This is a genomic window from Duganella sp. Root336D2, from assembly GCF_001425005.1.
Lineage (GTDB): Bacteria > Pseudomonadota > Gammaproteobacteria > Burkholderiales > Burkholderiaceae_D > Rugamonas.
The window spans coordinates 1-24238 of the sequence record NZ_LMDB01000004.1; the positions used below are offsets into that span (position 1 = coordinate 1).

Genomic DNA, 24238 nt, shown 5'->3' on the forward strand with positions numbered 1-24238 from the left:
AAAATGGTCGTCAGGATGGTCTGGAAGATACCGCCGCCAAGTTAGCGGGCAAATTCTCGCTTACTCCAGTGACTGAATTTCCGGTAATTCGAGGCGCCCGACGGAGAAGCAATGAACTGGCCGATTGAAGAACTTGCAGTCGTATTAGACTTCCCCGGCGAGTTCGAGTCCACGCAAGAGGCGGCCAAAAAAGTACGGGGGGCGAAGGCCACGCGCGTGGTTGTACGCGATGTCCAGACGAATCTCCACCTTCGCATAGCGGTCCCTGAAGCGAGCGACGAAATGGCCATTGGAAAAATCATCGTTGTTTCATGGGGAAGGTCCCCGTAGATGTAGAGCTGCAGTTGCTTACCCAGGGGGGTACAAAAAGTGCAAGTCACGCTGGCGTAGGACCGTAGCCTCCCTTCCAGAGTATAAACGTGGACAAAAAAAGTTCATGCGACTCGTGCGCAAACAAAGCACGGTTGATAAGGTGGGGAGCAGCCGGCTGGTCCCACTACCAAAAACAGGTCGCCTTTAATAAATACCTGGGCCGAACGGTGGCGCTAAGGCGCGACCTACTTGCCTTGGGGAGCGGAAGGGGAGTCGATGAGAGCTGTTGGAGCTGTTGGAGCTGTTGGAGCTGTTGGAGCTGTTGGAGCTGTTGGAGCTGTTGGCGCTGTTGGCGCTGTCCGCGCCGTCCACATCGTTTCGCCAAAAAGCGGGACCAGCAGCGCCGCCAGCAATAGCCAAATTCCGGCAATGTACCAAATGCTAGAAATTTGCCATCGGCACCAAACAATGCCCGATTCGAACGCGTTCATCAAAGGGGCTGGCCGGCCATTCAAAAATTCAGGCGAAAACCGATGGCCTGCCCGAAAAAACAGGTCGTCTATCGGCAAATGATTGTGCGGACAATCGGCCTTGAGTGTGTCGTACTCCAGTTGAAACTTCTCTACGTCCTGCAAGGTTGGGATGGCTGGCGGTGTGCTGCTTGCGCTGGCCGCTAAAGAAAGCGCGACTCTCCGCCAGAACCCATTTAGCTTCTCGGCGTTGCCATGCAAAGCCTCCGCCACAGCCCCAGTCCTAGTCCCCCATTCAACAAGGCTTACAGTGAGCAAGAACACGCCGAGGGCAGCCGATATTGTCGAAAGATAGTTATCCGCTGGCATTGCGGACGTCGCATAGACTTTTTGAAGGTAAGCCATCGCTACCGTCAGCGCCGACATGAATGCCAAACTTACCGTCGCAAATATCTCGCGCCGACGAAGACGTCGAGCCGCGTTATACCGGGCACTGGACGTGCGCCATGCATCCTTTTGTAGCGTCTTCAGAGCATCAATCATGGTCTTTTAGTTAGAGAGGGGTGCGGGCTTTCCCTCGTTAATCAGGTCATATCCTCTTCATCAGCAACTGATTAGGTCCCAATGAAGGTGTCAACGTAGTTGAGCCGTACTGCTGGCATGGGGCACTTCCGCTCCTCAAGCAACTTGGGAGGTTCCGCTTTCGCGTAGGGAAAATCCGCACTGAGCCAATTGTATCGAACTCATCAGTAAACTGCACCTTCGTCAGCTTGCATTGCTGCCAAATTATGATTTACGTACTTCTTATACCGAGCGGTAATTTGCTCATCGGTTAGCGTTTCTTCATCGCTAACGCGCCCCCTGACTCTAAGAAAGTCTAGCTGTTGAGCAATCGTGGTAATCGCGTCGTAATCTCGAATGTAGCCGCCATGCGGATTAAACTTCATCTCCCAGTAGGACCGGCGTAATTTCTTAAGGCCTGGCGGAGCTGAGTTATCGAATTCATGCAGACGACTAAAAAGTCCCGAAATTGCACTGTCTAGCTTATGCAGGAGCTCCAAGTCGGTAATTTGACTAAAGTATGCTATCCAACCGTAGCGCTTATCTTCTTGGACCGCCCCTGTTATTCGTTCGTTTAGCTCAAGCAAAAAGATTTCCTTAAGACGCTCCTCATTTAAATACTTAAACCTCTCCAACCGCTTCGCCTTATTGTGCCTAAAATCGCTGAATTTTGCGGCAATGGATTGGATGAGTTTTTCGATTGTCGAATCACGTACAGTAATCGTTTCACCCTGAAAAACGTAACCCAAATACCCAAAAGACTTTGACAACGGGGCAATCTGGCTCTTGCCAGACGTCAGAGAATGCAACCCCAATCCGCGTCGCTGCAGTCTACGTTGAAGTGAACTGAATGCAGCGTGAACTTTTTCATGTGTGCCGTACATTAATACATCATCGACGTATCGATAGTATGTGACTCCATATTTTCCCATCGCTTCGTCAACGTCCTGCATATAGATCGAAGCGAGAATATTGGATATTGCCAGCCCTTGCGGGACGCCATTCTTCTCACGGAACTCCGACTGGCGATGGCGCTGAGTGTTTTTCGGAACGGTTGGGGCCTGTAACGCATGCGACAACAACGAAATCGCCGATTTGGATTTGACTCGCTTCCCAAGAACATTCAGTAGGCGCGGGCGTTGAATTGTGTCATAGAAGGTCTTGATGTCCGTTGAGCAGACCCATGTATCTTCCTGACTGCTTTTAGACAAATCCTCAGCAACTCGCCGGACGTATGTAGCTGCAACATTTTTCGGCACTCGGTCTGGGAAGAGCTGCGCCAAATACCTGTTCAATTGGCAAAGCACTATCCTGTCGCGTACGGTTGGGATACCAATTATCCTTGGGGCTTTTCCTCGCCCTTTTAGTTTCAGAACTTCAAGGTAAGGGGCGAAGCGATAAGTTCCATCCAAGCATTTCCGTGAGGCTATCGAAATCTGATTCTTTGCCTGAAGCGCGAACTGGAAGCCATTAACCCTATCAATACCTTTTCCGCTGGTATCTGAGAATTTCTCATGGAAAACGAACATCAATTCGTCCTCCGAGAACATATGTTCAAAAAGCTCTTCTGGAGTTTTCTTTACCTCCTCAGGGAATACCAACTTGACTAGCTCTTGAATGGTGAGTTTCTTAGGGACAAAAGTCATTATATGGTCCGTATGATGGCCTGGTCGAGTTTTCGATGAACAAATGAAATAGTAGTCAAGATGTCTAGCGCATCTTCCTCGGGCATTTGCCATTCAATCTTTGCTCGATGAGCTAACGGATTTCTAATCATGCCGAAAAGCCCTTTCAGCAGATGCGCGAACCCCTTCTGCTCGCCCTCATCAGTTTGATTTTGGAGTTTGTTAATAGCAATGATGGGGCCGCCCGCCATCCCAAATGCAGCGTCTACAAGTTGCGCGCCATCCCCGTCCTCACCCGACAGTTCATTGATTCGCGTCTTTATCGATTTCATCGCCTCGAAAACAGCATGAAAGTAATTCGACTGAACCAGTTCAGCCTTGCAAAAATCAAGAACCCGGTCATGGACGTTACGCTTCCGCAGTTGTTCGCCCATCTTATTTGCACGCGCAAGTGCCTCATTGAGCGTAGAAACGGGCGTGGTACGGCCGACCTTTCCATCGTCACGAACATAGTACCCAGCAAAAGCCAACACGGCATTAAGAGCGGATTGGCGCCGTTGGAACTTGTCCGGAGTCGAAATATATCGTGCAGGACTCATCACTGCGTTGACAAGCTGGATGGCATGATTCCCGACGCCGTGCTTGTTGTGTAGCACTACAAGCGAGTTGTATAAGCGCTTCCATTTGGTCTGGTTAGCGCCGTCATCAGGGAACGCCAGGTTGGCCAAAAGAACCGTAATTTCCGGTCCTGTTAATCCGTCATCGGTGTCGCCGACGATTCTTGCAATTTGCTCAAGCTGCGGTTGATTTAATGGTGGTAGGCTCTGCGCCATACATATCCCCTGTTACCAATTCCGAAATGCGAACGCCACGTTTCGCTCAATGTATTTGGTCGGCAACTAACGGTCAACCGTCGATTGGGGGGATTGGGTTACAGGGCGGTTACACGGGCAAAGGAAATGCGCCATAAAACAAAAGGGTTATATGCTAGTTGCATATAACCCTTTGTTTCTACTACTTAATTCTGGTGCCGGCTGCAGGACTCGAACCCGCCACCTGATGATTACAAATCAACTGCTCTACCTGATGAGCTAAGCCGGCTGTAAAACTGTCGCCGCGATTATACGCTATTTAATGCGAGTGAGGGTTGGACGGCTGCCTTTCTTTGGTGGCTCGCCGCCATCATCCGGTCCATTGTCGTCGTCGTTGCGTGGCGCCGGGGCGCTTGGCACGGAAGACAGGGTCGGAACGGGCGCAATTTCTTCGACCGGCGCAGGCGTTTTCGCTACGGTGGCCTGGCCCAGCAACGGCTCGAACGCCATGCCTTGGCCATTTTCGTTGGCATAAATCGCCATCACGTTATTGACCGGCACGTAGATTTCGCGCGACACGCCGCCGAAGCGGGCGTGGAAATGAATGGCGTCGTTATCCATCTTCAGGCCGGAGGTGGCGCCGAAGCTGATATTCAGGACGATTTCGCCCTTCCGCACGTATTCCATCGGTACCTGGGTTGCTGCGTCGACCTTGACCGCCAGGTAGGGGGTATAGCCGCAATCGGTGCACCATTCGTAAATGGCGCGCAGCATATAGGGCTTGGTGGAGATTTCTGACATGTTCAAACTATATGGTGCGGCGCGCGCATTGCAAGCAAAGGCGCGCCGCCGGGGCCGCAATTAACGGCGCATTACTTTCTCGGACGGAGTCAGCGCTTCGATGTAGGCAGGGCGCGAGAAGATACGCTCGGCGTACTTCATCAGCGGCGCTGCGGTCTTCGACAGCTCGATACCGTAGTGGTCAAGACGCCACAGCAGCGGGGCCACGGCCACGTCCAGCATGGAGAACTCGTCGCCCAGCATGTACTTGTTCTTCAGGAACAGCGGAGCCAGGGTCGTCAGGCGGTCGCGGATTTCTGCGCGGGCCTTGTCGTGGCTCTTGTCGCTCGTCTTGTTGCGCTCGCTTTCCAGCGTGTGCACGTGAACGAACAGTTCTTTCTCGAAGTTGAACAGCATCAGGCGGGCACGCGCGCGCATCAGCGGGTCGGCCGGCATCAGCTGCGGATGCGGGAAGCGCTCGTCGATGTACTCATTGATGATGTTCGATTCGTACAAAATCAATTCGCGTTCGACCAGGATCGGTACCTGGCCATACGGGTTCATGGTCGAAATATCTTCCGGCTTGTTGAACAGGTCAACATCGCGCACTTCAAAGTCCATGCCCTTTTCGAACAGGACCAGGCGGCAGCGCTGGGAGAATGGGCAGGTTGTGCCCGAATAGAGAACCATCATTTTCCTAGTTCCTTAGAAACAAAGGGGGCGAGACCGCGAACGGTTCACCCCAGTTGGGCCGCCCGGCGTACCTGGCGGCGCAAACAGGCGCCGGAAATCCGGCGCACGCAATTATTTGACTTCTTTCCAGTACGACGCGTTGAGGCGCCATGCCAGGGTAGCGAAGATAGTCATGAAGATCAGCACCCATACGCCCAGCTGCTTGCGCTTCTGTGCGGCTGGCTCGGCCATCCACTCCATGTAGCCAACGATGTCGGCGACGGCAGTGTCGAACTCCAGCTTACTCATGGTGCCCTTCGTAACTGGCTCGAAGCCCACGAACTTGTGCACCTTCTTGCCGTGATCATGCGGGTCTGCCACTTCTTCAAACTTGGCAGCCTGCACGCCCTGCAGCTCCCACAGCACGTGTGGCATGGCCGCATTCGGCAGCACCATGTTGTTGAAGCCGGTTGGGCGGGTGTCGTCCTTGTAGAAGGTACGCAGGTAGGTGTACAGGTAGTCGCTGCCGCTGTTCGACGGCGTTGCCTTGGCGCGGGTGATCACGGACAAGTCCGGCGGCACCGTGCCGAACCAGACCTTGGCATCCTTGGCTGGCATGGCGGTGGTCATCATTTCGCCCACTTTTTCGCCGGTGAACAGCAGGTTGTTCTTGATCTGGTCTTCGCTCAGGCCCAGGTCGCGCAGGCGGTTGAAACGCATGCTCGACGCATTGTGGCAGTTCAGGCAGTAGTTGACGAACAGCTTGGCGCCGTTTTGCAGGGCAGCCATATTGTGCGAGCGATCCGGTGCCTTCTCCAGCGGGAAGCCGCCTTCGTTGGCGAAGGCCAGCACTGGTACCAGGGCCAGGAGGGCCAGCAGTTTCTTTGAAAAGATCATTTATTAGTCCTTTGCTTAGCGTTCTGGTCGTTCGATTAGTGCGCGTGGAACACAACGCGGTCCGGCACTTTTTTGAACGTACCCATGACGCTCCACCATGGCATCAGCAAGAAGAAGCTGAAGTAGTACAGGGTTGCAACCTGGGCGATCAGCGTGCCGACTGGGCTAGGCGGCTGGGTACCCAGGTAGCCCAGGGCTACGAAGGAGATGGCCAGGCCAGCGTACACATACTTGTGCCAATCAGGACGATAACGGATCGATTTCACTGGCGAGTGGTCGAGCCATGGCAGGAAGGCCAGGATCACCACGGAACCGCCGAAGAACACCACGCCCCAGAATTTCGCATCCAGTGCGCCTGGCAGCATGCCCACGATCATCAGCAGCGCGATCACGCTGACCGCGACCTTGACCATGCTCGACAGCTTGGACTTCATCCACAGGAAGGCCGTGTAGGCAGCGATGCCCACCATCAGCACCCACAGGAAGTCCGAAGTCGTGGCGCGCAGCACCGAGTAGAAAGCGGTGAAGTACCAGGTCGGAGCAATGTGCGGCGGGGTCTTCATCGAATCGCCCGGCAGGAAGTTGTTGTACTCCAGGAAGTAGCCGCCCATTTCAGGCGCGAAGAACACCACAGCCGAGAAGATGGTCAGGAACACGGACACGCCGAACAGGTCGTGCACGGTGTAGTACGGGTGCGATGGGATCGAATCCACTGGGTGGCCGTCCGGGCCCAGGTTTTCTTTCACTTCGATGCCGTCCGGGTTGGACGAGCCGACTTCGTGCAGCGCGATCAGGTGGGCAGCCACCAGGCCCAGCAGGACCAGCGGGATGGCGATCACGTGGAAAGCGAAGAAGCGGTTCAGGGTCGCGTCGGACACCACGTAGTCGCCACGGATCCACAGCGACAGGTCAGGGCCGATCAGCGGAATAGCGCCGAACAGGTTGACAATCACCTGGGCGCCCCAGTACGACATCTGGCCCCATGGCAGCAGGTAGCCGAAGAACGCTTCGGCCATCAGGCACAGGAAGATGGCGAAACCGAACAGCCAGATCAGTTCACGTGGCTTGCGGTAGGAACCGTACATCAGGCCGCGCGTCATGTGCAGGTACACGATGATGAAGAAGGCCGAGGCGCCGGTCGAGTGCATATAGCGCACCAGCCAGCCCCATGGCACTTCGCGCATGATGTATTCAACCGACGCGAAGGCCAGGCCGGCGTCCGGCTTGTAGTGCATGGTCAGGAAGATGCCGGTGACGATCTGCAGCACCAGCACCAGCATGGCCAGGGAACCGAAGATGTACCAGAAGTTGAAGTTTTTCGGAGCGTAGTATTTGCCCCATTGGTCGTTCCACAGCTTGGTGGCCGGGAAGCGGTCGTCGACCCAGCCCAAGGCCTTCTTGGCAATTGGTGCGTCGGCAGGGAATTTGGTTTCCTTGAATGCGGCCATGGATTATGCCTCGCCTTTCTCGTCTTTACCGATGATCAGCTTGCTGTCGCCCAGGTACATATGGCGCGGCACTTGCAGGTTGTCCGGGGCAGGCTTGTTCTTGAACACACGGCCGGCCAGGTCGAAGGTCGAACCGTGGCATGGGCACAGGAAGCCGCCGAGCCAGTTGTCTGGCAGCGAAGGCTGTGCGCCAGGGGTGAATTTCGACGAAGGGGAGCAGCCCAGGTGGGAGCAGATGCCCACGGCCACCAGGATTTCAGGCTTGATTGAGCGATGCGGGTTGCGCGCGTATTCCGGCGTCAGGTCGTCCGGGGTACGCTCAGATTTCGGATCGGCCAGCTCGGCCTCGTCTTTCGCCAGCGTTGCCACCATATCCGGGGTACGCTTCAGGATCCAGACTGGCTTACCACGCCATTCGACAGTTTTCATTTCGCCCGGCTGCAGCGTAGAGATATCCACTTCCACCGGTGCACCAGCTGCCTTCGCGCGCTCGGACGGCTGGAACGTGCTTACCAGGGCGCCAGTTGCACCCAAACCGACCACACCACCTGCCGCACACGTTGCGACGAGGAGTCCGCGACGGCTCGAATCGACCTGCTTCTCGTTACTCATACAAACCCCAATCAGTCAAAAATCCAAAATCTTTATTGTCAACAAAGCTTCTAGCAACCTTAAATTATAAAGTAGTGAAGTTGCGATTTAAAGCAAAACCTTGCAATTAGCTAATCCATCCCAATGTTGCGCCCCTTGCGCGTTCCATGAATTTGCAGCAAAGTTGACACAAATCCATAAATTTTTGGGGAGAATATGTTATGGGAATGATGCAAGACTTCAAAGAATTCGCCATGAAGGGCAATGTCATCGACCTGGCGGTCGGTGTCATCATCGGCGCGGCCTTCGGCAAAATCGTCGATTCCCTGGTGGCCGACGTCATCATGCCGCCAATCGGCATGCTGCTCGGCGGCCTCGATTTCGCCAACTATTACATTCCTCTTAACGGACAGGCGCACAACCTGGCCCTGGCCGAAGCGAAGAAACTGGGTGCGGTGATCGCCTATGGCAATTTCTTCACCATCTTGCTGAATTTCGTCATCCTGGCCTTCGTGATCTTCCAGATGGTACGCCTGGTCGCCAAGCTGCGCCGCGAGGAAGCGCCGGCTGCCGCGGCGGCAGAACCTGTACCACCTTCAGAAGATATCGTGCTGCTGCGCGAAATTCGCGATTCTTTGCGAAAATAGGAGTTAACTCCCATTTTGTAGCAATACCGCCATGCGAAGACTCTGGTTATTGTTTGCACAAACGGTGACCATCGCTTTGGCACTGTTCTTTGTATACACGGCCGTGCAGCGGCCGGCGCCGGCCACCGGCACCCCGGCTGCCGCAGCGGCCAGCCGCACTGCAGTGCTGGCCGAGGCCATGCCGCCCTCTCCCGGCTCCTACCGGACCGCCGCCGGCCGCGCCATGCCCGCCGTCGTCAACATCCTGACCACCAAGGCGGTACGCAAGCGCCATCCGCTGTCGCGCGATCCGTTCTTCAAGCGTTTCTTCGGCGACCGCGACGAGGAAGATGACCAGAACAGCCTGGGTTCCGGCGTCATCGTCAGCCCGCAAGGCTACATCCTGACGAATTACCACGTGGTGGAAGCGGCCGACGAAATCCAGGTGGTGCTGCCGGATGGCCGCAAGGCGGCCGCCAAGATGGTCGGCACCGATCCGGAAACCGACCTGGCGGTGGTACGCATCGAACTGGACAAGCTGCCGGTGGTGAACCTGGGCCAGGTCGAACAGGCCAAGGTAGGCGATGTGGTGCTGGCCATCGGCAATCCCTTTGGCGTCGGCCAGACCGTCACCATGGGCATCATCTCCGCCCTGGGCCGCAATAACCTGCATATCAACCACTTCGAAAACTTCATCCAGACCGATGCTGCCATTAATTTCGGCAACTCGGGCGGCGCCCTGATCGACACCCAGGGCAACCTGCTGGGCATTAACTCGGCGATTTACTCGCAGACCGGCGGCTCGGTCGGCATCGGCTTCGCAATCCCCGTCAGCACGGCGCGCAACGTGCTGGAAGCCATTATTAAAGACGGCCATGTGGTGCGCGGCTGGATCGGCGTCGAGTCGCAGGAAATTACGCCGGAACTGGCGCGCAGCTTCAGCCTGGACCGCGATTCCGGCGCCATCATCGCCGGCGTGGTGCGCAACGGCCCGGCCGACAAGGCCGGCATGAAGCCCGGCGACATCCTGCTGTCGGTGGACGGCAAGCCGGTCAAGGACACCAATGAAATGCTGAACCTGATCGCCCAACTCTCGCCCGGCGGCCAGTCGACCATGCGCATCCTGCGCAAGAGCCGCGAAAGCGAACTCCAACTCACCGTGGGCAAACGCCCACCTGCGAAAAAATAGCCATGCACCTGCGCGACCTGACCCGCTACCTGACGGAACTGTCCGACAACAACAACCGCCCGTGGTTCGTGATGAACAAGCCGCGCTACGACATCCTGCGCGAGGAATTCCTGGAGCTGGTGACCCAGGTGATTGCCGAACTGGGCAAGTTCGACGCCCAGGTCAAGTTCTGCAACCCGAAGAAAGCCATGTTCCGCATCAACCGCGACGTGCGCTTCGCCCACGACAAGAGCCCATACAAGACCCACTTCTCGGCAGCTATCGCGCCCAACGATATGCGCCGCCCGAGCATGGCGGGCGGCCCGACCTGGTATTTCCAGATCAGCCCCGACGGCGTGCTGGGCATCGGCGCCGGCGAATATATCCCGCCGCCGCACCGCCTGAAGGCGCTGCGCAAGCATATGGTCAACGATGCCGCCGGCTTCAAGAAGGCCCTGGCCAACAAGGCGCTGAAGGCGCGCTACGGTTCGATCACCGAGGAACACAAGCTGCAGCGCCCGCCGAAGGGTTTCGACCCGGAACATGAGCATATCGAATTCATCAAGCTGAAAAGCTTCTTCGTCTACCAGGAAGTGAAGCTGCCGCTGAACAAACCGGACGAGCTGCTCGGCATGATCGCCGGCGCCTTCAAGGACGCCTGGCCGCTGGTACAGTGGATGCGTTCCGCTCCGGTGGAAGAAGTGGAAGCGGCGTAAAATACCGCATCATGGCACTCCTGCGCATCCTGCTGCTGGCACTGGTCTTTCTGCTCAACCACTCGGTTGCCGCGGCGAAATCGGTGCACACCTGCTGCCTGGACGCCGATTGCCCGGTTTCTGTCTGTGCCGACATGGGCTGCCTGCCCGCTTGCGCGCCGCCGCTGGCGGCAGCAGCGGCCCGACCTGCGCTGCCGCCGCTTGCTGGCAACGGTGACGCGGCCCTGGCGCCGTCGCATCACTTCTCCGATCCGATTGACAGCATCTGGCGCCCACCCCAATAGAGCGGCCGCCTTGTCCGCGCGGGCCAAGCGCCCGCTTCCTGCCACATCTTTGGAGTACACCATGAAGAAAATCATCATTGGCGCCAGCCTGTTGCTGGCATCCGCTGCCGCCTTCGCTGCCAGCAACGACTGCTGCATGAGCATCGAATGCTGCCTGCGCATGCTCGGCTGCTGCTGAAAGGCTAGCTAAAACATGAGCACACACCGCATCGCGGTTATCGCCGGCGACGGCATCGGCAAGGAAGTGATGCCGGAAGGCTTGCGTGCCATGCACGCGGTCGCAGCCCGCTTCGGGCTGGACCTGGAATTCACGACCTTCGATTGGGCCAACTGCGACTACTACGTGCAGCATGGCCAGATGATGCCGCCCGACTAGTTCGACCTGCTGAAGGGCTTTGATGCCATCTACTTCGGCGCAGTCGGCTGGCCCGATGCGGTGCCCGACCATATTTCCCTGTGGGGCTCCCTGATCAAGTTCCGCCGCGAGTTCGACCAGTACGTGAACCTGCGTCCGGTGCGCCTGATGCCGGGCGTGCCTTGTCCGCTGGCCGGGAAGAAACCGGGCGATATCGATTTCTACGTGGTGCGCGAGAACACCGAGGGCGAGTATTCCGCCGTCGGCGGCCGCCTGTTCGAGAACACCGAGCGCGAGGTCGTGCTGCAGGAAGCCGTATTCACGCGCAAAGGCGTCGACCGCATCCTGCAGTTCGCCTTCGACCTGGCGCAATCGCGCCCGAAAAAGCACCTGACTTCCGCCACCAAATCGAACGGCATCGCGATCAGCATGCCGTATTGGGACGAGCGCGTGAAAGCCATGTCCGCCAGCTATCCGGAGGTGCGCTGGGACCAGTACCACGTCGACATCCTGGCGGCGCGCTTTGTGCTGAGCCCTGAGCGCTTTGACGTGGTGGTGGCGTCCAACCTGTTTGGCGATATCCTGAGCGACCTTGGCCCGGCCTGCGCCGGCACCATCGGCATCGCGCCTTCGGCCAACCTGAATCCGGAACGCACCCTGCCGTCCCTGTTCGAGCCGGTGCACGGTTCGGCGCCGGATATCTACGGCAGGAACATCGCCAACCCGGTCGCCATGATCTGGTCCGGCGCCATGATGCTCGATTTCCTCGGCAATGGCGACGCCCGCTACACGCAGGCGCACGACAGCATCATGCGCGCCATCGAAACGGTGCTGGTGCAGGGTCCGCGTACGCCGGACATGGGCGGCTCGGCTTCCACCACCGACGTGGGGATGGCCATCGCCGCCCTGGTTTAAGCACCCAGCAGTGCCCTGACCGCCGGCAGGTGGCGTTCGCTGACCGGCACCCGGTCGCCGCAGCGCAAGACCAGCTGGCTGCCCCCTTCGGCGTCGCGCTCCAGCGACGCCACCTCGTCCACCCGCACCAGGGCGCGCCGGTGCACGCGCAGGAAGCCGGCCGGGTCCAGGTGCTGCTCCAGCCGCGCCAAGGGCACCCGGTGCAGCACGCGCCGCTGCGGCAGGCGCAGTTCGACATAATTGCCCGCCGCCTCGATCCACAGCACTTCCGCAACTTGCACGCATTCGATGCGGCCGACCGAGCGTACGTTCAACTGCTGCAGGTATGTCTTCCCTTGCGGCTCCGCGAAGGCGCGCATGGCGCGGGCATAGGCGGCGCGCTGGCGTTGTTCCAGCATGGCGGCGGCGCGCTCGAGCGCCTGCGCCAGGCGCTGGTCGTCGAAGGGTTTGAGAAGGTAATCCAGCGCATGCACTTCAAAGGCTTCGATGGCATGCTCGTTATAGGCCGTGGCGAAGATCACCAGCGGCGGTTCTTCGCGCTGCGCCAGCTCGCGCGCCAGCGCCAGTCCGGTTTCCTGCGGCATCTGGATGTCGAGGAAGATCACGTCCACTTCCTGGCTTGCCAGGGCTGCGCGCGCCGCCGCGGCACTGGCGCATTCCCCAACCAGCTGCCAGCCCTCATGCGGCGCCAGGCCGTAGCGCAGGTTGATGCGGCCGGGTTCTTCGTCGTCGACGATCAGGGCGCGGATCTTCATGCGGCGAAATACATCGGCATATTGATCTCGGCGACAAAGCGGCCATCGGCGCGCCCGGTGCGCAAGCCGGCGCCGCTGCCGCAAGCGATGCGCAGGCGCGCCTCGATATTGCGCAGGCCCATTCCCATGCCGGGGTTAGCCGTCACTTCACGCGCCGAATTGCTGATATGGATGTGCAGCATGCCTCCTTGCTCGGAGAAGCGCAGCTTGATATCACAGTCGCCGTCATGGCAATCCAGGTCGTGGCGCAGCGCGTTCTCAACCAGGGGCTGCAGCAGCAAGGGCGGGCAATCGGCAGCCAGCACCGCTCCGCTGTCGCCTTCGATGGACACATGTAGCCGGTTACCGTAGCGCATCGACTGCAGCGAAAGATAGTCGCGTACGAACTGCAATTCCTCCGCCAGCGTGACCCAGTCGCGCGAACTGGCCGCCTGGGCATAGCGCAGCAGGCCGCTCAGGCGGCTGATTGCGCTCAGGGTCGCGCCCTTGTCGTCCATGCGCACCAGCGCACTGACGGCGTTCAGGGCGTTGAACAGGAAGTGCGGCTCCAATTGCCCTCGCAGTGCGGCCAGGCGCTGCTGCTCCAGCTCAAGGCGCAGGCTCAGGTTATCGGTCTCGCGCGCACGCTGGATTTGCCAGATGCGGATGCCGGCCACCGTAACAAAGGTGAAGGTGGTCCAGGTCAGCTCGAGGAAGACGGCGAACCAGCTCCTGTCATTTTGCAGGGAGACGAAGGCGCATTCCAGCGGCAGGAACAGGAGCAGGACCAGCAGGTAAGTGCGCACTATCCCGCGCGGGCTGGCCAGCGACTGCGGCCAGCGCTCGAGGACGACATACAGGACGGCGCTGAACAACACCATCAGGGCATGCGCACCGCCCCAGTCGCCGAGGAGCTCCCAATAAGAGGGATTGGCGCCGCGCTGCAGCAGCGAGCCATAGGAGGAGGCAGCCCCGGTCAGGCAGACGACGCTCCACACCAGCACGCTGGTGCCGAGGATACGCAGGAAATGCAAGGTTCTCATGGCTGGACAGTATACCGCTCCTTTTCACCGGGGCCGACGGGCCTTGTCACACGGTCGTCCGCCTTCGTCACACCGGCTTTCCTGCATTTCAGGTCGTCATTTCTGCATTTCGTCGCACACCGGTAGTGCTGGACACCGCACATATCTATAGTTCAATCAACGAAACGCGAAATGAACTTAACCCAACCGAATGGAGAGCAAAATGAACATCGCCAAAAACATGGAATACATCTTCCTCGCAGCAGTTGCCGTCATCAGCGCAACCGGCTTCGCCACCGCGGCCACCCCGCTGAAACACAGCGCGCCGGCAGCCGTCGTCGCCAAGGCCCAAACCCAGGCCATGCCAGTGGTGACGGTCACCGCCAAGCGCCTGACCGCTGCTGAAAAAGCCGCACTGTAATTCGAACGCAATCGATATCCCACGGAGCCTCAACATGAAAAAGTTCTTCACCGCCACGATGATGACCGCAATGATGTTCGCCGCAGGCGGCATCGCCCACGCGGAAGAAATCATCACCGAAGCGCGCACTGTTGACGGCCGCCCTGTGAAAGTAGTCCTGGATGGCGTGGTAGACCTGAAGCTGAAGCAAGGCGCACCGGCACTGGTGCTGTCCGGCGACAAGCGCTACCTGCAAAAGATTACGGTGACGCAGAACGGCGACACCATCCGCATCGGCACCGAAAATATGCGCGGCATCCATATCGGCCCGCGCAACCTGAAAGCGGAACTGAGCCTGCCGCAGCTGCGCGAACTGGTTTCCGCCGGCGTCGGTTCGGCTGAAGTAAAGGGATTCGACGGCGACGAAGTTCGCCTCTCCCTGGAAGGCGCCGGCGCCGTGAGCATGGCATCGCGCTTCAAGAAGGTCGATGCCCGCCTGACCGGCGTGGGCAGCATGACTGTCAGCGATACCCAGGCCGACGTGGTGGACCTGAACCTGAAAGGCGCCGGCCAGATCGCGATCTCCGGCCAGAGCAAGCAGCTCAACGCCAGGTTGGGCGGCATCGGCAGCCTCGATGCAAAACAACTGCAAAGCGATAGCGTGGATGCCGACATGACCGGCCTTGGCAGCGCCACCTTCAACGCAAAGACTTCCGCCAACCTGCGCCTCTCTGGCATGGGTTCGGCAACTGTGTACGGCAAGCCAGCCAACCGCCAGTCCACCGCACGTGGCATGGGCAGCGTGTCCTGGAACTGAAGCCAACGATTCCCTACCAACTCGTGAGTTGTTTCACGGTGCTTGCCGCCCGCTAACCCCGGGCGGCTTTTTTATTCCCGCGTCCTTGCCCAGCACGATGCGCAGTTGCGCCTCGCCGCTGGCGCGGATTTCGACCCGCGTCTGTTCCACATTGAAGGGGATGGTGTTGGTCAGGCGCACGACCTGCATTCCTTCCGCCCGTAAGCGCCGCGCCACCGCGGCGGCCATGCCGCGGATGCCGTTGCCGTTGCTGACTTCCAGGCGCGTCGGCGCGCCGCGCTCCACTCTTGCGACTTCAACCAGCCCGGCGCCGACCTGCCGCACTTCGACGCGCGCCATCCCGTCCGGCCACAGGCCGCCGCCAGCCCCGCTGGCCTTGTCCTGGCCGGCCGCGCCCTCCTCCCGCTCGCGCAACAGGCGCGCATGGCGCATTGCTTCCAGCGCACGGGCGCTGTCTCCGATCGCCTCCAGCAGCGCAGCCAGGTGTTCCCACGCAACCGCGCTGGATGGCGCCATCAGGCAGGCCCGTTCCAACGCCGCCTGCGCTTGTTCCAGCTGTCCGCCAAGGTAGTAGGCGTAGCCAAGGTCGCCAAACAGGGCCGCGCCGGGCGTGCGCCGCGCGCGCTCTTCCAGCAGCGCAATGGCTTCCTGGTAGCGGCCATCCCCGGCCAGCGCTCCGGGGGCGGGCGTGGCGGCCGGCGTGGCCGAACCGAAGGCGGGAGGCGGCGGCAGCACCGGCATGCTGCACGCCGCCACCAGCCCAACGGCGGCGGCAATGATCGTCTTACGCATGGCAAGCTCCTAACGCGCGCTTTGCGCAACAGGATGGAATACGGCTTTCATCTGGATCGATGCGGGCCCCAGCAATACAATCATGAGTGCCGGGAAGATGCAGAAAATCAGGGGAAACAGCAGTTTCAGCGCCACCTTGGCCGCCGCCTCCTGCGCTACCACCGCCCGTTTGCGGCGCAGGTTATCGGCATGCACGCGCAGTGAATCGCCCATGCTGGTGCCGAAGCGCTCTGCCTGCACCAGCATTGCTACCAGCGCGTCCACGTCTTCCACCCCGCTGCGCAGGGCCAGGTTGCGCAGCGCACGCTCCTTGGAAAAGCCGGAGCGCATCTCCATCAATACAAGCTGCAGCTCCTGCGCCAGCGCCACGCTCTTGATGTGGATTTCGCCGGCGACTTTGGCCAGCGCACGCTCCATGCTCAGGCCGGCCTCGACGCAGATGGTCAGCAAGTCGAGCGCGTCGGGCAGGCTTTCGAAAATGTCGCGCTGGCGCAGTTGCGCGCGGCGCGCCAGTACGCCATTCGGCAGGTAGTAGCCGATGGCCGCACTGGCAAACAGTACCAGCAGCAGGTGGCCGCTGCGTCCCGCCAGCGTTGCCACCAGCGCCGGCAGGGCCAGGGCCAGCAGGGATTTGGCCGCAAAATACAGCTTTGGCGCAGCCGGTTGGCGCCAGCCGGCATTCATGAAGCGCGTGCGCAGCAGCGACTGCTCCCAGCCGTCTTCCGGCAAGGACAGGCGGCTGAACGGCTCGGCCACCCGCGCCACTTTTTCGATCCACTCGCCCTGGCCCGGCGCGGGCATCATTTCGGCAGCGCCGGTGAAAGACTTCAGGCGTTCGCGCAAAGGCACGCTGGAAAGCGCCAGCATGGCCCACAAGGCCAGGCCGGCCACCGCGCCAAACACCAGCAGCAGAAACAGGATATCGCGGATATCGGCGCCGCTCATACGCGCACCCTGATCACCTGGCGCATCCATAACATGCCGGCCACCATGGCGCAGGCGCCGTACCACAGCATGCGTTGCCCGCCCGGGTCCTGCCACAGGACCGCGCTGTATTTCGGATTGCTTACCTGCATGGCGGCCATCAGGCCAAGCGGCATCAAGGTCAGGACCCAGGCCGACATGCGGCCTTCCGCCGACATGACCCGCACTTGCGCCAGCAATTGCAGGCGGGCGCGCGTCATGCGCGAGACATTGTCCAGCAGCTCGGCCAGGTTGCCGCCCGATTCGCGCTGGATCAGGACCGCAATCACCAGGTAGCGCAAGTCGGTCAGCGGCACGCGGGCGGCCAGGTTGTGCAGCGCGTCCTGCATGGTGACGCCGAAGTTGACTTCCTCGTAGGTGGCGCGGAATTCGCCGCCCAGCGGATCGGCAACTTCATCGCCCGCCATCTGCATCACATTGGCAAAGGAGTGGCCGGCCCGCAGGCCGCGCGCCAGGAAGTCGGCCATCTCGGGCAGTTGCGATTCGATGCGGCGCACGCGCGCGGCCCGGGTTCGCAACAGCAGCATGGCCGGCGCCGCCAGCGACAGCACGCCAACGATGATCGACGGCAGCGGCGGCATGTGCACGGCGGCCGGCGCCAGCAGTCCCGCCAGCGCAGCGCCGGCCTGCACCTGCAGGAAGCGCGCCACCTGCCAGCGCAGGCCCGCTTGCAGCAGCAGCCGGTCCAGCGCGCCGATGTGCGGGATACGCCGCAGCAGTGCATCAAGCGCCGGCGCTTTGGCGTAGCGGCGCTCCTTGAGGATGCTGATGGCGCCGCCGGCAGTGTCGGTGCGGCCCGACATCAGCCGCAGCCGGCGTGCGATGCGCTGCGCGCTGTGGCCATGCGTGCTGCTCCACCACAGCCAGGCCGCCTCGCACAGGCAGATCACGGCTGCGAACAGCAACACGGAAAATCCGGTCCAGGCGAAATCCATGGCGGCCTCCCTATTCGTACACCTTGCCGGGATCGAAGACGCTGTCCGGCACCGGCACCCCGAACATGCGCAGGCGTTCGGCAAAGCGCGGCCGCACGCCGGTGGCGTAGTAATGCCCCTGCACCTTGCCCTGCGCATCCACGCCGGTCTGCTCGAAGTGGAAAATCTCGTGCATGGCCACCGTGTCGCCCTCCATGCCGGTCACTTCCTGCAGGCTGACCAGCTTGCGCGTGCCGTCGGTCAGGCGCGACAGCTGCATCACCACCGTGATTGCCGAACAGATCTGCTGGCGCGCCGTGCGCGGCGCCAGGTTGGCGCCCGCCATGCCGACCATGCTCTCCAGCCGCGACAGCGCATCGCGCGGCGAGTTGGCATGGATGGTGGCGAACGAGCCCTCGTGGCCGGTGTTCATGGCCTGCAGCATGTCGACCGCCTCGGCGCCGCGCACTTCGCCCAGGATGATGCGGTCGGGCCGCATGCGCAGCGCATTGCGCACCAGCGCGCGCTGCGTCACCTCGCCCTTGCCTTCCACATTCGGCAGGCGCGTTTCCAGGCGCACGATGTGCGGCTGGCGCAGCTGCAGTTCCGCCGCGTCCTCGATGGTCACGATGCGCTCGCTGGGCGGGATGAAGCCGGACAGCACATTGAGCAGCGTGGTCTTGCCGCTGCCGGTGCCGCCGGAGATCAGCACGTTCAGGCGCGCCTGGCCCAGCGCCTTCAGCACTTCCGACATCGGCGGCGTCAGGCTCTTGAACTCGAGCAGCTTCTCCATCGACAGCGGCTGTGCCGAGAAGCGGCGGATCGACAGGATCGGCCCATCCACCGCCAGCGGCGGGATGATGGCATTGACGCGCGAGCCGTCCGGCAGCCGCGCATCGACCATCGGGCTCGACTCGTCGACGCGCCGGCCGACGCGCGACACGATCTTTTCGATGATCTTCATCAGGTGCGTGTTGTCGTGGAAGGTGATGCCGGTCAGCTCCAGCCGGCCGCTGCGCTCGACATAGACCCGGGCATGGGTGTTGACCAGGATATCCGAGACGCCGGGATCGGCCAGCAACGGCTCCAGCGGCCCGAAGCCCAGCATCTCGTTCTGGATGTCCAGCACCAGCTTGTGGCGCTCGCCCTGGTTCAGCACGATGCGTTCGTCGTCGACGATGCGCGCCACCAGCAGCGCCAGTTCGTGCTTGAACTGTTCCGGCGTCAGGCGCTTCAGGCGTTCCAGGTCGATGCGCTCCAGGATCATCTGGTGCATGGACTTCTTCAGATCCTGGTAGGCGCCATCGGCCATTGCCGGGGCGCTCGAGGCCTGCTGCCCATCATCGCCCAGGGCCAGGCGTTCGCGCAGACTCATGGTCGGCTCCCTTTCAATGTTCGGTTTCGGCGCGGCCGAACAGCCGGTCGAACAAGCCTTTGCTCTCGGGCAGGCGGCGCTCGGTGACCGCCTCCACCAGCTCCGCCAGGCTGCGCGCCACCGGGCTGCTGCGCGCCAGCTGCAGCAGCGGAATGCCCTGGTTGACCGAATCGGTGGCCGACAGGTAGTCGTTGGGCACCGTGTGCAGCACGTCGGCCCCGAGCGCCTGCTCCAGGTCGGCCAGGCGCAGCTTGCCGCCCTTCTCGTAACGGTTGACGATCAGGCGCGTGCGTTCCTGCGGGTAGCCCAGCGAACGGAAGATGTCGAGCAGGCGGCGCCCGTCGCGGATATCGGGCAGCGCCAGTTGCAGCACCGGATAGATGGCGTCGGCCTGGTCCAGCGCGCGCAGCGACAGCGCATCGATCTGGCGCCCCACGTCCAGCAGCACATAGTCGTAATGCTGGCGCGCCACGCGCAGGATGGCGTCGATATGGTCCGGCTTCATCTGCGTCGCCAGCGCCGGGTCGTCGGCTGCCGCCAGCACACCGTAGCCCGGCGCCACGTGCACCAGGCACGATTCCAGGAATGCCGCGTCGAGGCGGCCGATCTGGCTGCAGATATCGGACAGGGTCATGGCCGGCTTCTGGTCCGACACGTACAGCGTGGCATCGCCAAACTGGCCGTGCAGGTCGAGCAGCAGCACCTTGCGCCCGGCCAGCGCCGCCAGCGCGTAGCCGAAATTGGTGGCGAGGAAGGTGGCGCCGCTGCCGCCCTTGCAGGAAATGAAGGCCAGCGCCTTGCCCTCGCGCAGCGCCGTCACGCCGCGCTCGATCTCGATGCGGTCCAGCGCCTCATGCAGCGCGCGGTGCACCAGCGGCAGCGGCAGCACTTCGCGCATGCCGACGCGCATGGCGCGGATCAGCAGTTCGTGCTGCGGCGCGCGCGTCAGCAGGATGAACGAGGCGTCGGGATAATGCCGCGCCAGCGGCTCCAGCAGCTCGGCCTGCCCCGGCTCCGCCTCGCTGGCATCGAACAGCACCAGCTCGGGCGGCTGCGGCAGCAGGCGCTCCAGGGTGTCGCGCAAGTTGCGCCGCGTGGCCGCCAGCTGCAAGGCCGGCAGGCGCGCCGAGCCCTGTGCCGCCAGTTCCGCCTGCAGCCGTTCGTCATTGCTGATCAACAGCGCTTTCATGGGACCCTCCTTTGCTTGCGGGTTCAGGGGCAAGGTGCCTGGCCCGGCACGTAGCCCAGCGATTCGGCAGCCACCAGCGTGCTGGCGGACGGCAGCACATGCGGCACCGGCACCAGCGGCAGCAAGGGCTCATAGTCCAGCGCGGGGCAGGCGGCGCCGCTGCCGCACAGGCTGACGCGCACGAAGCTGATGCAGCTCGGGCCATGCGGGTCGCGCGCGCAGTTGACGCGGTTGGCCAGCGGGCAGGCCGGCAGCAGCGGCAGCGGGGCCAGCACGCCGGCGCTGTTCTGCCACAGGTAGTCGATGCGGATACTGGCGCTGCTGACATTGGGGGCCAGCGGCAGCGCGCCGTCGTCGGTACGGAACATTGCGGCCCGGCGCAGCGCCTGCATTGCCGCCGGGTCGCTGAAGTCCGTGATCGCGGCGGCGCGCGCGGCGCGCTGGCTGACTTGCGGCAGCATGTTCCACAGGAACAGCAGGCGGCCGTATTCGAACAGGGCAAACAGCAAAGGCATGAAGACCATGCAGACCAGGCCGAATTCGATGCTGGTGTTGCCGCGCGCGAACCATGCCTTAGTCGCCACGGCCGACCTCCGCATACGCGCTCAGCGTCACCGGGGCGGCGCCGAAATCGACCACGGGCTGGTTGTCGACGACCACCAGCACGCCGATCCTGCTCGGGGTGCTGGTCGCCTGCAGTTCGTCGCAGTGGCCGGGATCGCACATGTACTCGACGTGCAGCGTTTGCACGTCGACCCCGGCGGCGGCCAGCGTTTCATCAATCAGGTAGCGGGCGCTGTCCAGGGCTGCGCCGCGCCGGCTGCCATCGCGCAGGATCTCGAGCGGCACCGTGGACAGCAGGCGCGCGGCGTTGCTGGCGGCCCGGTCCACCGCCGCGCCGTTGATGGCAAGCCGGCCCGTGTTCAGCAGCAGCACCAGCAACGGCGCCAGCGCCGCCATGACCAGGGCGGCCTCGATGGCGGCGACGCCGCGGCAGCGCAGGCGCTTCATCGCAGCAGCTCCACGTCGGTTGCCAGCGCCGCCAGCTCTTGCGCGCTGAGGATGCCGGCGAACTCGCCCGGCACCTCGGCAGCCGAGGCCTGCGCCGTCAGGAAGAAGCGTGCCACCGCCAGCACCGTGCCGTCCACGCTGGTGCCGGCCGCGACCGGGCACGCCAGCAGGGGCACATACAGCAGGCGCCGGTCTTTGCGGCCCGGGTATGCCGTGGGCGCGGTCTTGAACAGGGTGTTGTTATAGGGTCCCAAGGCCGGCCAGTTGCTACCGGTGGCGCTGAACGCCGGCGCGGCGGGGTACAAGCTGTTCCAGTGGCTGGCAAGGAAGGCGCTGTTGTTGCTGCGCCTGGCCGGACCGTATGCCCACAGCGTGCCATATTGCGCCGGGGGCGAGGGCGGCAAGGGGTAAGCGCCATCGGCGACGCTGGCCAGCGGCTTGCCGGCGCCCGGCGTGCTGGACGCGGCCGCGGCCTGCGGCGGATAGCTGCTAAGCCAGCTCGCCAGCGACCCGCGGTATTCGCGCACATTGCTGTCCGGCGGCGCCGTGAACGGATCGCAGGCATCGCTGCCGCTGTAAATCCCGAAGCGCGAGTTGAGCTGCTGCCACAGGCCGAAGCTGCCGCTGCGGCGCAGATGCAGCGCGCCCGCCAGCGAGGGGTAGGCCAGTTTGCCGACGCACATGAAGGGCGCCACCTGGCTGTTCTCGGTGCTGGCTGGCACGGCGGCGCTGCCGGGCGGGCTGGCCGGATCGAGCAGGAAGTACTCGCCGCTGGCGGCGCCCGGTGCCGGATTCAGCGCCAGCAGGTTGTAGGCGACGCCGAAGCGCAGGCCGTAGTCGATGCGCTCGTCCAGGCCGGCGCCGTTAAAGCGCGTCGCGGTCGGCAGGCTGCTGGGGGCGCAGATCGCCAAGGGCAGCACGCGCGTGCCGTTCGGGCCGGCCACGGCGCGCGCGCCTACCGTTGTGGCCGCGCTGCCGCCCAGCAGGCGGCCGAAAGCGACCGGCAGTACGGTGAAGGCTGCGCCTTGCGCGGCCATGTCGGTGCGCACATAGCGCAGCCCAGCGGGCGCGCCCTGCGCCGCGCCGGCGTCCAGCCAGGGCCCGGCCAGGTCGGCGGCGAACGCCAACACGGCGGGATTGAGCACGACACGATCGACGCCGCGCACGTAGCGGCTGCGCACCGCGGAGCCGGCGGCGATGACCGCCTGCGCGACGCCGCCTGCGGTGCCGTCGAGTTGCTGGGCGGCGCTGAGCGCGGCCGAATCGGCCACCTGCTGCAACTGGCTTTGCCGCTGGAAGGCCATCGACAGTTCCAGCGCCAGCGCGCAAACGCCGATCGCCAGCGGCAGCATGACGGCCGTCAGGACCAGGATGGCGCCGCGCTCGCGCTGCCGCTTCATTTGCGTTCTCCCGTCTCCGCTGCGGGAGCGCTGAAGGACTTGCGGTAGCGCGCCTGGGCCGCCGCCGCTGCCGCGCCGTCCAGTCCCGCCCCCTCGCCCTCCGGCTTGACCAGGTGCGCCGTGATGACGAACAGCAGTTCGCTGCGGTCGTTCTGGAAATCGGTGCTGCGGAACAGCGCGCCCAGCACCGGTATTTCGCTCAGCAGCGGCACGCCCCTCATGCTGTTGACCTGCGTGTGCCGGATCAGGCCGCCGATGGCAAAGCTCTGGCCATCCTGCAGCTGCACCGTGGTGCTGGCGCGGCGCGTGGTAATCAACGGGAAGATGGCGCGCCCGCTGAAGCTGCCGTTGCTGACGCCGATGCCATCGCGCGACAGCTCCGACACTTCCGGCGCCACTTTCAGGTTGATGCGCCCGCCCGCCAGCACGGTAGGAGTGAATTTCAGGCCGACGCCGAACTCCTTTTCCTCCAGCGTGGTGCGGTTGTTTTCCTGCGCCACCGGCACCATCACCTTGCCGCCGGCGAGGAAGTTGCCCTCCTGCCCGCTCAGCGCCATCACGGTCGGTTCGGCCAGGATGCGCACCTGGCCGTCCTGCCGCTCCGCATCGAGCCGCAGGCTGCTGCCGTTCGACCTGGACAGCGCCAGGCCGCCGCCCAGTGTGCCGCTCAGGAAATCGGCCAGCACCATGGCAGTCCAGCTGCCGCTGGCGTGGCGCAGCGACAGGCCCGCTTCCAGCTTGTCGAGCAGGGTCTTGGAAACTTCCGCCACTTTCACTTCCAGCCTGACCTGCTGCGGCGCGCTGACCGCCAGCAGGTTCACCAGGCGCGGACCGGCGGCCGCCGCCGGCGTCGCTGCGCCTTCCTTGCGCGCCAGCGGCTGCGGCGCCTGGCGCACGAAGGCTTGCGCCAGGTCCAGCACCTGCGCCAGCGTGGCGCCATCGCTCACGCTGCCGCTCAGGACGATGGCATCGGCGGCGGCACTGGCCTTGATGCCGCTCTCCTGCGGCATCAGCTCGGCCAGGCTGGCGCGCAGCGGCGACACGTCCAGCCCCACCGCCACTTCCACCACGCTGCAGGCGCCGGATCTGCCTTGCACGATCAGGTTGGTGCTGCCGATTTCAGCGCCGACCAGGTACAGCGTATCGGGCGCCACCAGCGTTGCCTGCAGCACGTGCGGGTTGCCGATGCTGCGCCCGCCGACCGTGTCGGGCAGGCGCATCAAGGTGGACTTGCCCAGTTCCAGCGCCAGTTTGCCGGGAACGGCCGGCGAACCGGCACAGCGCAGGTTGTCGCCAAGCGCCGGCGCGGCGGGAAGGAGCAACAGGGCCAGCACGGCTGGCAGGCAGGCAGGGACGGATCGCATGGCG

General features: G+C 62.5%; 26 protein-coding genes, 1 tRNA gene and 1 pseudogene. 8 read left to right on the forward strand and 20 right to left on the reverse strand.

What is annotated here, in order from left to right; genetic code table 11:
• Positions 1-111 precede the first annotated feature (111 nt).
• Positions 112-330, forward strand: coding sequence for a hypothetical protein (locus tag ASD07_RS06230; RefSeq protein WP_055926824.1), 219 nt, complete (start codon positions 112-114; stop codon positions 328-330).
• 227 nt (positions 331-557) lie between these two features.
• Here ASD07_RS06230 and ASD07_RS29965 read toward each other — a convergent pair whose 3' ends face one another.
• From ASD07_RS29965 to petA, 9 genes are all read right to left on the reverse strand, one after another.
• Positions 558-1325, reverse strand: a complete 768-nt coding sequence (locus tag ASD07_RS29965) for an SLATT domain-containing protein (RefSeq protein WP_156397901.1) — start codon at positions 1323-1325, stop codon at positions 558-560.
• 203 nt (positions 1326-1528) lie between these two features.
• A complete protein-coding gene (locus ASD07_RS29970; RefSeq protein WP_082507163.1) occupies positions 1529-2989 on the reverse strand; it encodes a reverse transcriptase domain-containing protein in 1461 nt (486 codons plus the stop codon).
• Positions 2989-3801, reverse strand: coding sequence for a TIGR02391 family protein (locus ASD07_RS06240; protein WP_055926826.1), 813 nt, complete (start codon positions 3799-3801; stop codon positions 2989-2991). The genes ASD07_RS29970 and ASD07_RS06240 overlap by 1 nt, the downstream gene beginning before the upstream one ends.
• Before the next feature lie 192 nt (positions 3802-3993).
• Positions 3994-4069 (reverse strand) — tRNA-Thr (locus tag ASD07_RS06245).
• 26 nt (positions 4070-4095) lie between these two features.
• The gene (locus tag ASD07_RS06250; protein ID WP_055926828.1) at positions 4096-4581 is read right to left on the reverse strand and encodes a ClpXP protease specificity-enhancing factor; all 486 of its coding nucleotides are present in this window, start codon (positions 4579-4581) and stop codon (positions 4096-4098) included.
• Positions 4582-4641: 60 nt separating this feature from the next.
• Complete coding sequence (locus tag ASD07_RS06255; protein WP_028103178.1) at positions 4642-5253, reverse strand: glutathione S-transferase N-terminal domain-containing protein; 612 nt, start codon at positions 5251-5253, stop codon at positions 4642-4644.
• A gap of 111 nt (positions 5254-5364) precedes the next feature.
• On the reverse strand, positions 5365-6129 hold the full coding sequence (locus ASD07_RS06260; RefSeq protein WP_055926830.1) for a cytochrome c1: 765 nt from the start codon (positions 6127-6129) through the stop codon (positions 5365-5367).
• 35 nt (positions 6130-6164) lie between these two features.
• Positions 6165-7577 (reverse strand): cytochrome bc complex cytochrome b subunit, encoded by a 1413-nt coding sequence (locus ASD07_RS06265; RefSeq protein WP_055926832.1) that lies wholly within the window; start codon positions 7575-7577, stop codon positions 6165-6167.
• A gap of 3 nt (positions 7578-7580) precedes the next feature.
• Positions 7581-8189 (reverse strand): ubiquinol-cytochrome c reductase iron-sulfur subunit, encoded by a 609-nt coding sequence (gene petA, locus ASD07_RS06270; protein ID WP_055926834.1) that lies wholly within the window; start codon positions 8187-8189, stop codon positions 7581-7583.
• A gap of 200 nt (positions 8190-8389) precedes the next feature.
• Between petA and mscL the strand changes: the two genes are divergently transcribed.
• The 5 genes and pseudogenes from mscL to ASD07_RS06295 all read left to right on the forward strand — a co-directional run bounded on the left by mscL (position 8390) and on the right by ASD07_RS06295 (position 12232).
• The gene (gene mscL / locus ASD07_RS06275; RefSeq protein WP_055926836.1) at positions 8390-8815 is read left to right on the forward strand and encodes a large conductance mechanosensitive channel protein MscL; all 426 of its coding nucleotides are present in this window, start codon (positions 8390-8392) and stop codon (positions 8813-8815) included.
• Between the two features lie 31 nt (positions 8816-8846).
• Positions 8847-9983: a Do family serine endopeptidase gene (locus ASD07_RS06280; RefSeq protein WP_055926838.1), complete on the forward strand. Its 1137-nt coding sequence runs from the start codon at positions 8847-8849 to the stop codon at positions 9981-9983.
• A 2-nt stretch (positions 9984-9985) separates the two neighbouring features.
• Complete coding sequence (locus ASD07_RS06285; RefSeq protein ID WP_055926840.1) at positions 9986-10678, forward strand: DUF2461 domain-containing protein; 693 nt, start codon at positions 9986-9988, stop codon at positions 10676-10678.
• Positions 10679-10689: 11 nt separating this feature from the next.
• Positions 10690-10962, forward strand: a complete 273-nt coding sequence (locus ASD07_RS06290) for a hypothetical protein (protein WP_055926842.1) — start codon at positions 10690-10692, stop codon at positions 10960-10962.
• A gap of 193 nt (positions 10963-11155) precedes the next feature.
• Positions 11156-12232, forward strand: a pseudogene (locus ASD07_RS06295) (tartrate dehydrogenase).
• Here ASD07_RS06295 and ASD07_RS06300 read toward each other — a convergent pair.
• Positions 12229-12987, reverse strand: coding sequence for a LytTR family DNA-binding domain-containing protein (locus tag ASD07_RS06300; protein WP_055926844.1), 759 nt, complete (start codon positions 12985-12987; stop codon positions 12229-12231). The pseudogene ASD07_RS06295 and the gene ASD07_RS06300 sit on opposite strands and share 4 nt — an antisense overlap.
• On the reverse strand, positions 12984-14009 hold the full coding sequence (locus ASD07_RS06305) for a sensor histidine kinase (RefSeq protein WP_055926845.1): 1026 nt from the start codon (positions 14007-14009) through the stop codon (positions 12984-12986). The genes ASD07_RS06300 and ASD07_RS06305 overlap by 4 nt, the downstream gene beginning before the upstream one ends.
• 202 nt (positions 14010-14211) lie before the next feature.
• Between ASD07_RS06305 and ASD07_RS06310 the strand changes: the two genes are divergently transcribed.
• Positions 14212-14409 carry a hypothetical protein gene (locus tag ASD07_RS06310; RefSeq protein ID WP_055926848.1) on the forward strand — a complete coding sequence of 66 codons (198 nt, stop codon included), beginning with the start codon at positions 14212-14214 and terminating at the stop codon, positions 14407-14409.
• A gap of 34 nt (positions 14410-14443) precedes the next feature.
• Positions 14444-15205 carry a GIN domain-containing protein gene (locus ASD07_RS06315; protein ID WP_055926850.1) on the forward strand — a complete coding sequence of 254 codons (762 nt, stop codon included), beginning with the start codon at positions 14444-14446 and terminating at the stop codon, positions 15203-15205.
• Positions 15206-15238: 33 nt separating this feature from the next.
• Here the strand turns inward: ASD07_RS06315 and ASD07_RS06320 are convergent, their stop codons facing one another.
• The 9 genes from ASD07_RS06320 to ASD07_RS06360 are packed head-to-tail and all read right to left on the reverse strand — an operon-like array spanning position 15239 to position 24234.
• Positions 15239-15997 (reverse strand): LytR C-terminal domain-containing protein, encoded by a 759-nt coding sequence (locus ASD07_RS06320; RefSeq protein WP_055926852.1) that lies wholly within the window; start codon positions 15995-15997, stop codon positions 15239-15241.
• A gap of 9 nt (positions 15998-16006) precedes the next feature.
• Complete coding sequence (locus tag ASD07_RS06325; protein ID WP_055926854.1) at positions 16007-16942, reverse strand: type II secretion system F family protein; 936 nt, start codon at positions 16940-16942, stop codon at positions 16007-16009.
• Positions 16939-17916 (reverse strand): type II secretion system F family protein, encoded by a 978-nt coding sequence (locus tag ASD07_RS06330; RefSeq protein ID WP_055926856.1) that lies wholly within the window; start codon positions 17914-17916, stop codon positions 16939-16941. Before ASD07_RS06330 ends, ASD07_RS06325 begins: the two co-directional genes overlap by 4 nt.
• A 10-nt stretch (positions 17917-17926) precedes the next feature.
• Positions 17927-19270 (reverse strand): CpaF family protein, encoded by a 1344-nt coding sequence (locus tag ASD07_RS06335; RefSeq protein WP_055926859.1) that lies wholly within the window; start codon positions 19268-19270, stop codon positions 17927-17929.
• A 13-nt stretch (positions 19271-19283) separates the two neighbouring features.
• Entirely contained in the window at positions 19284-20459 is a 1176-nt protein-coding gene (locus ASD07_RS06340) for an AAA family ATPase (protein WP_055926861.1), read from the reverse strand.
• A gap of 23 nt (positions 20460-20482) precedes the next feature.
• Positions 20483-21043, reverse strand: a complete 561-nt coding sequence (locus ASD07_RS06345) for a TadE/TadG family type IV pilus assembly protein (protein ID WP_055926863.1) — start codon at positions 21041-21043, stop codon at positions 20483-20485.
• Positions 21033-21470 carry a TadE/TadG family type IV pilus assembly protein gene (locus tag ASD07_RS06350; protein WP_055926865.1) on the reverse strand — a complete coding sequence of 146 codons (438 nt, stop codon included), beginning with the start codon at positions 21468-21470 and terminating at the stop codon, positions 21033-21035. Before ASD07_RS06350 ends, ASD07_RS06345 begins: the two co-directional genes overlap by 11 nt.
• A complete protein-coding gene (locus ASD07_RS06355) occupies positions 21467-22870 on the reverse strand; it encodes a pilus assembly protein TadG-related protein (protein ID WP_055926867.1) in 1404 nt (467 codons plus the stop codon). Before ASD07_RS06355 ends, ASD07_RS06350 begins: the two co-directional genes overlap by 4 nt.
• On the reverse strand, positions 22867-24234 hold the full coding sequence (locus tag ASD07_RS06360; RefSeq protein ID WP_055926869.1) for a type II and III secretion system protein family protein: 1368 nt from the start codon (positions 24232-24234) through the stop codon (positions 22867-22869). The genes ASD07_RS06355 and ASD07_RS06360 overlap by 4 nt, the downstream gene beginning before the upstream one ends.
• Positions 24235-24238: the final 4 nt, after the last annotated feature.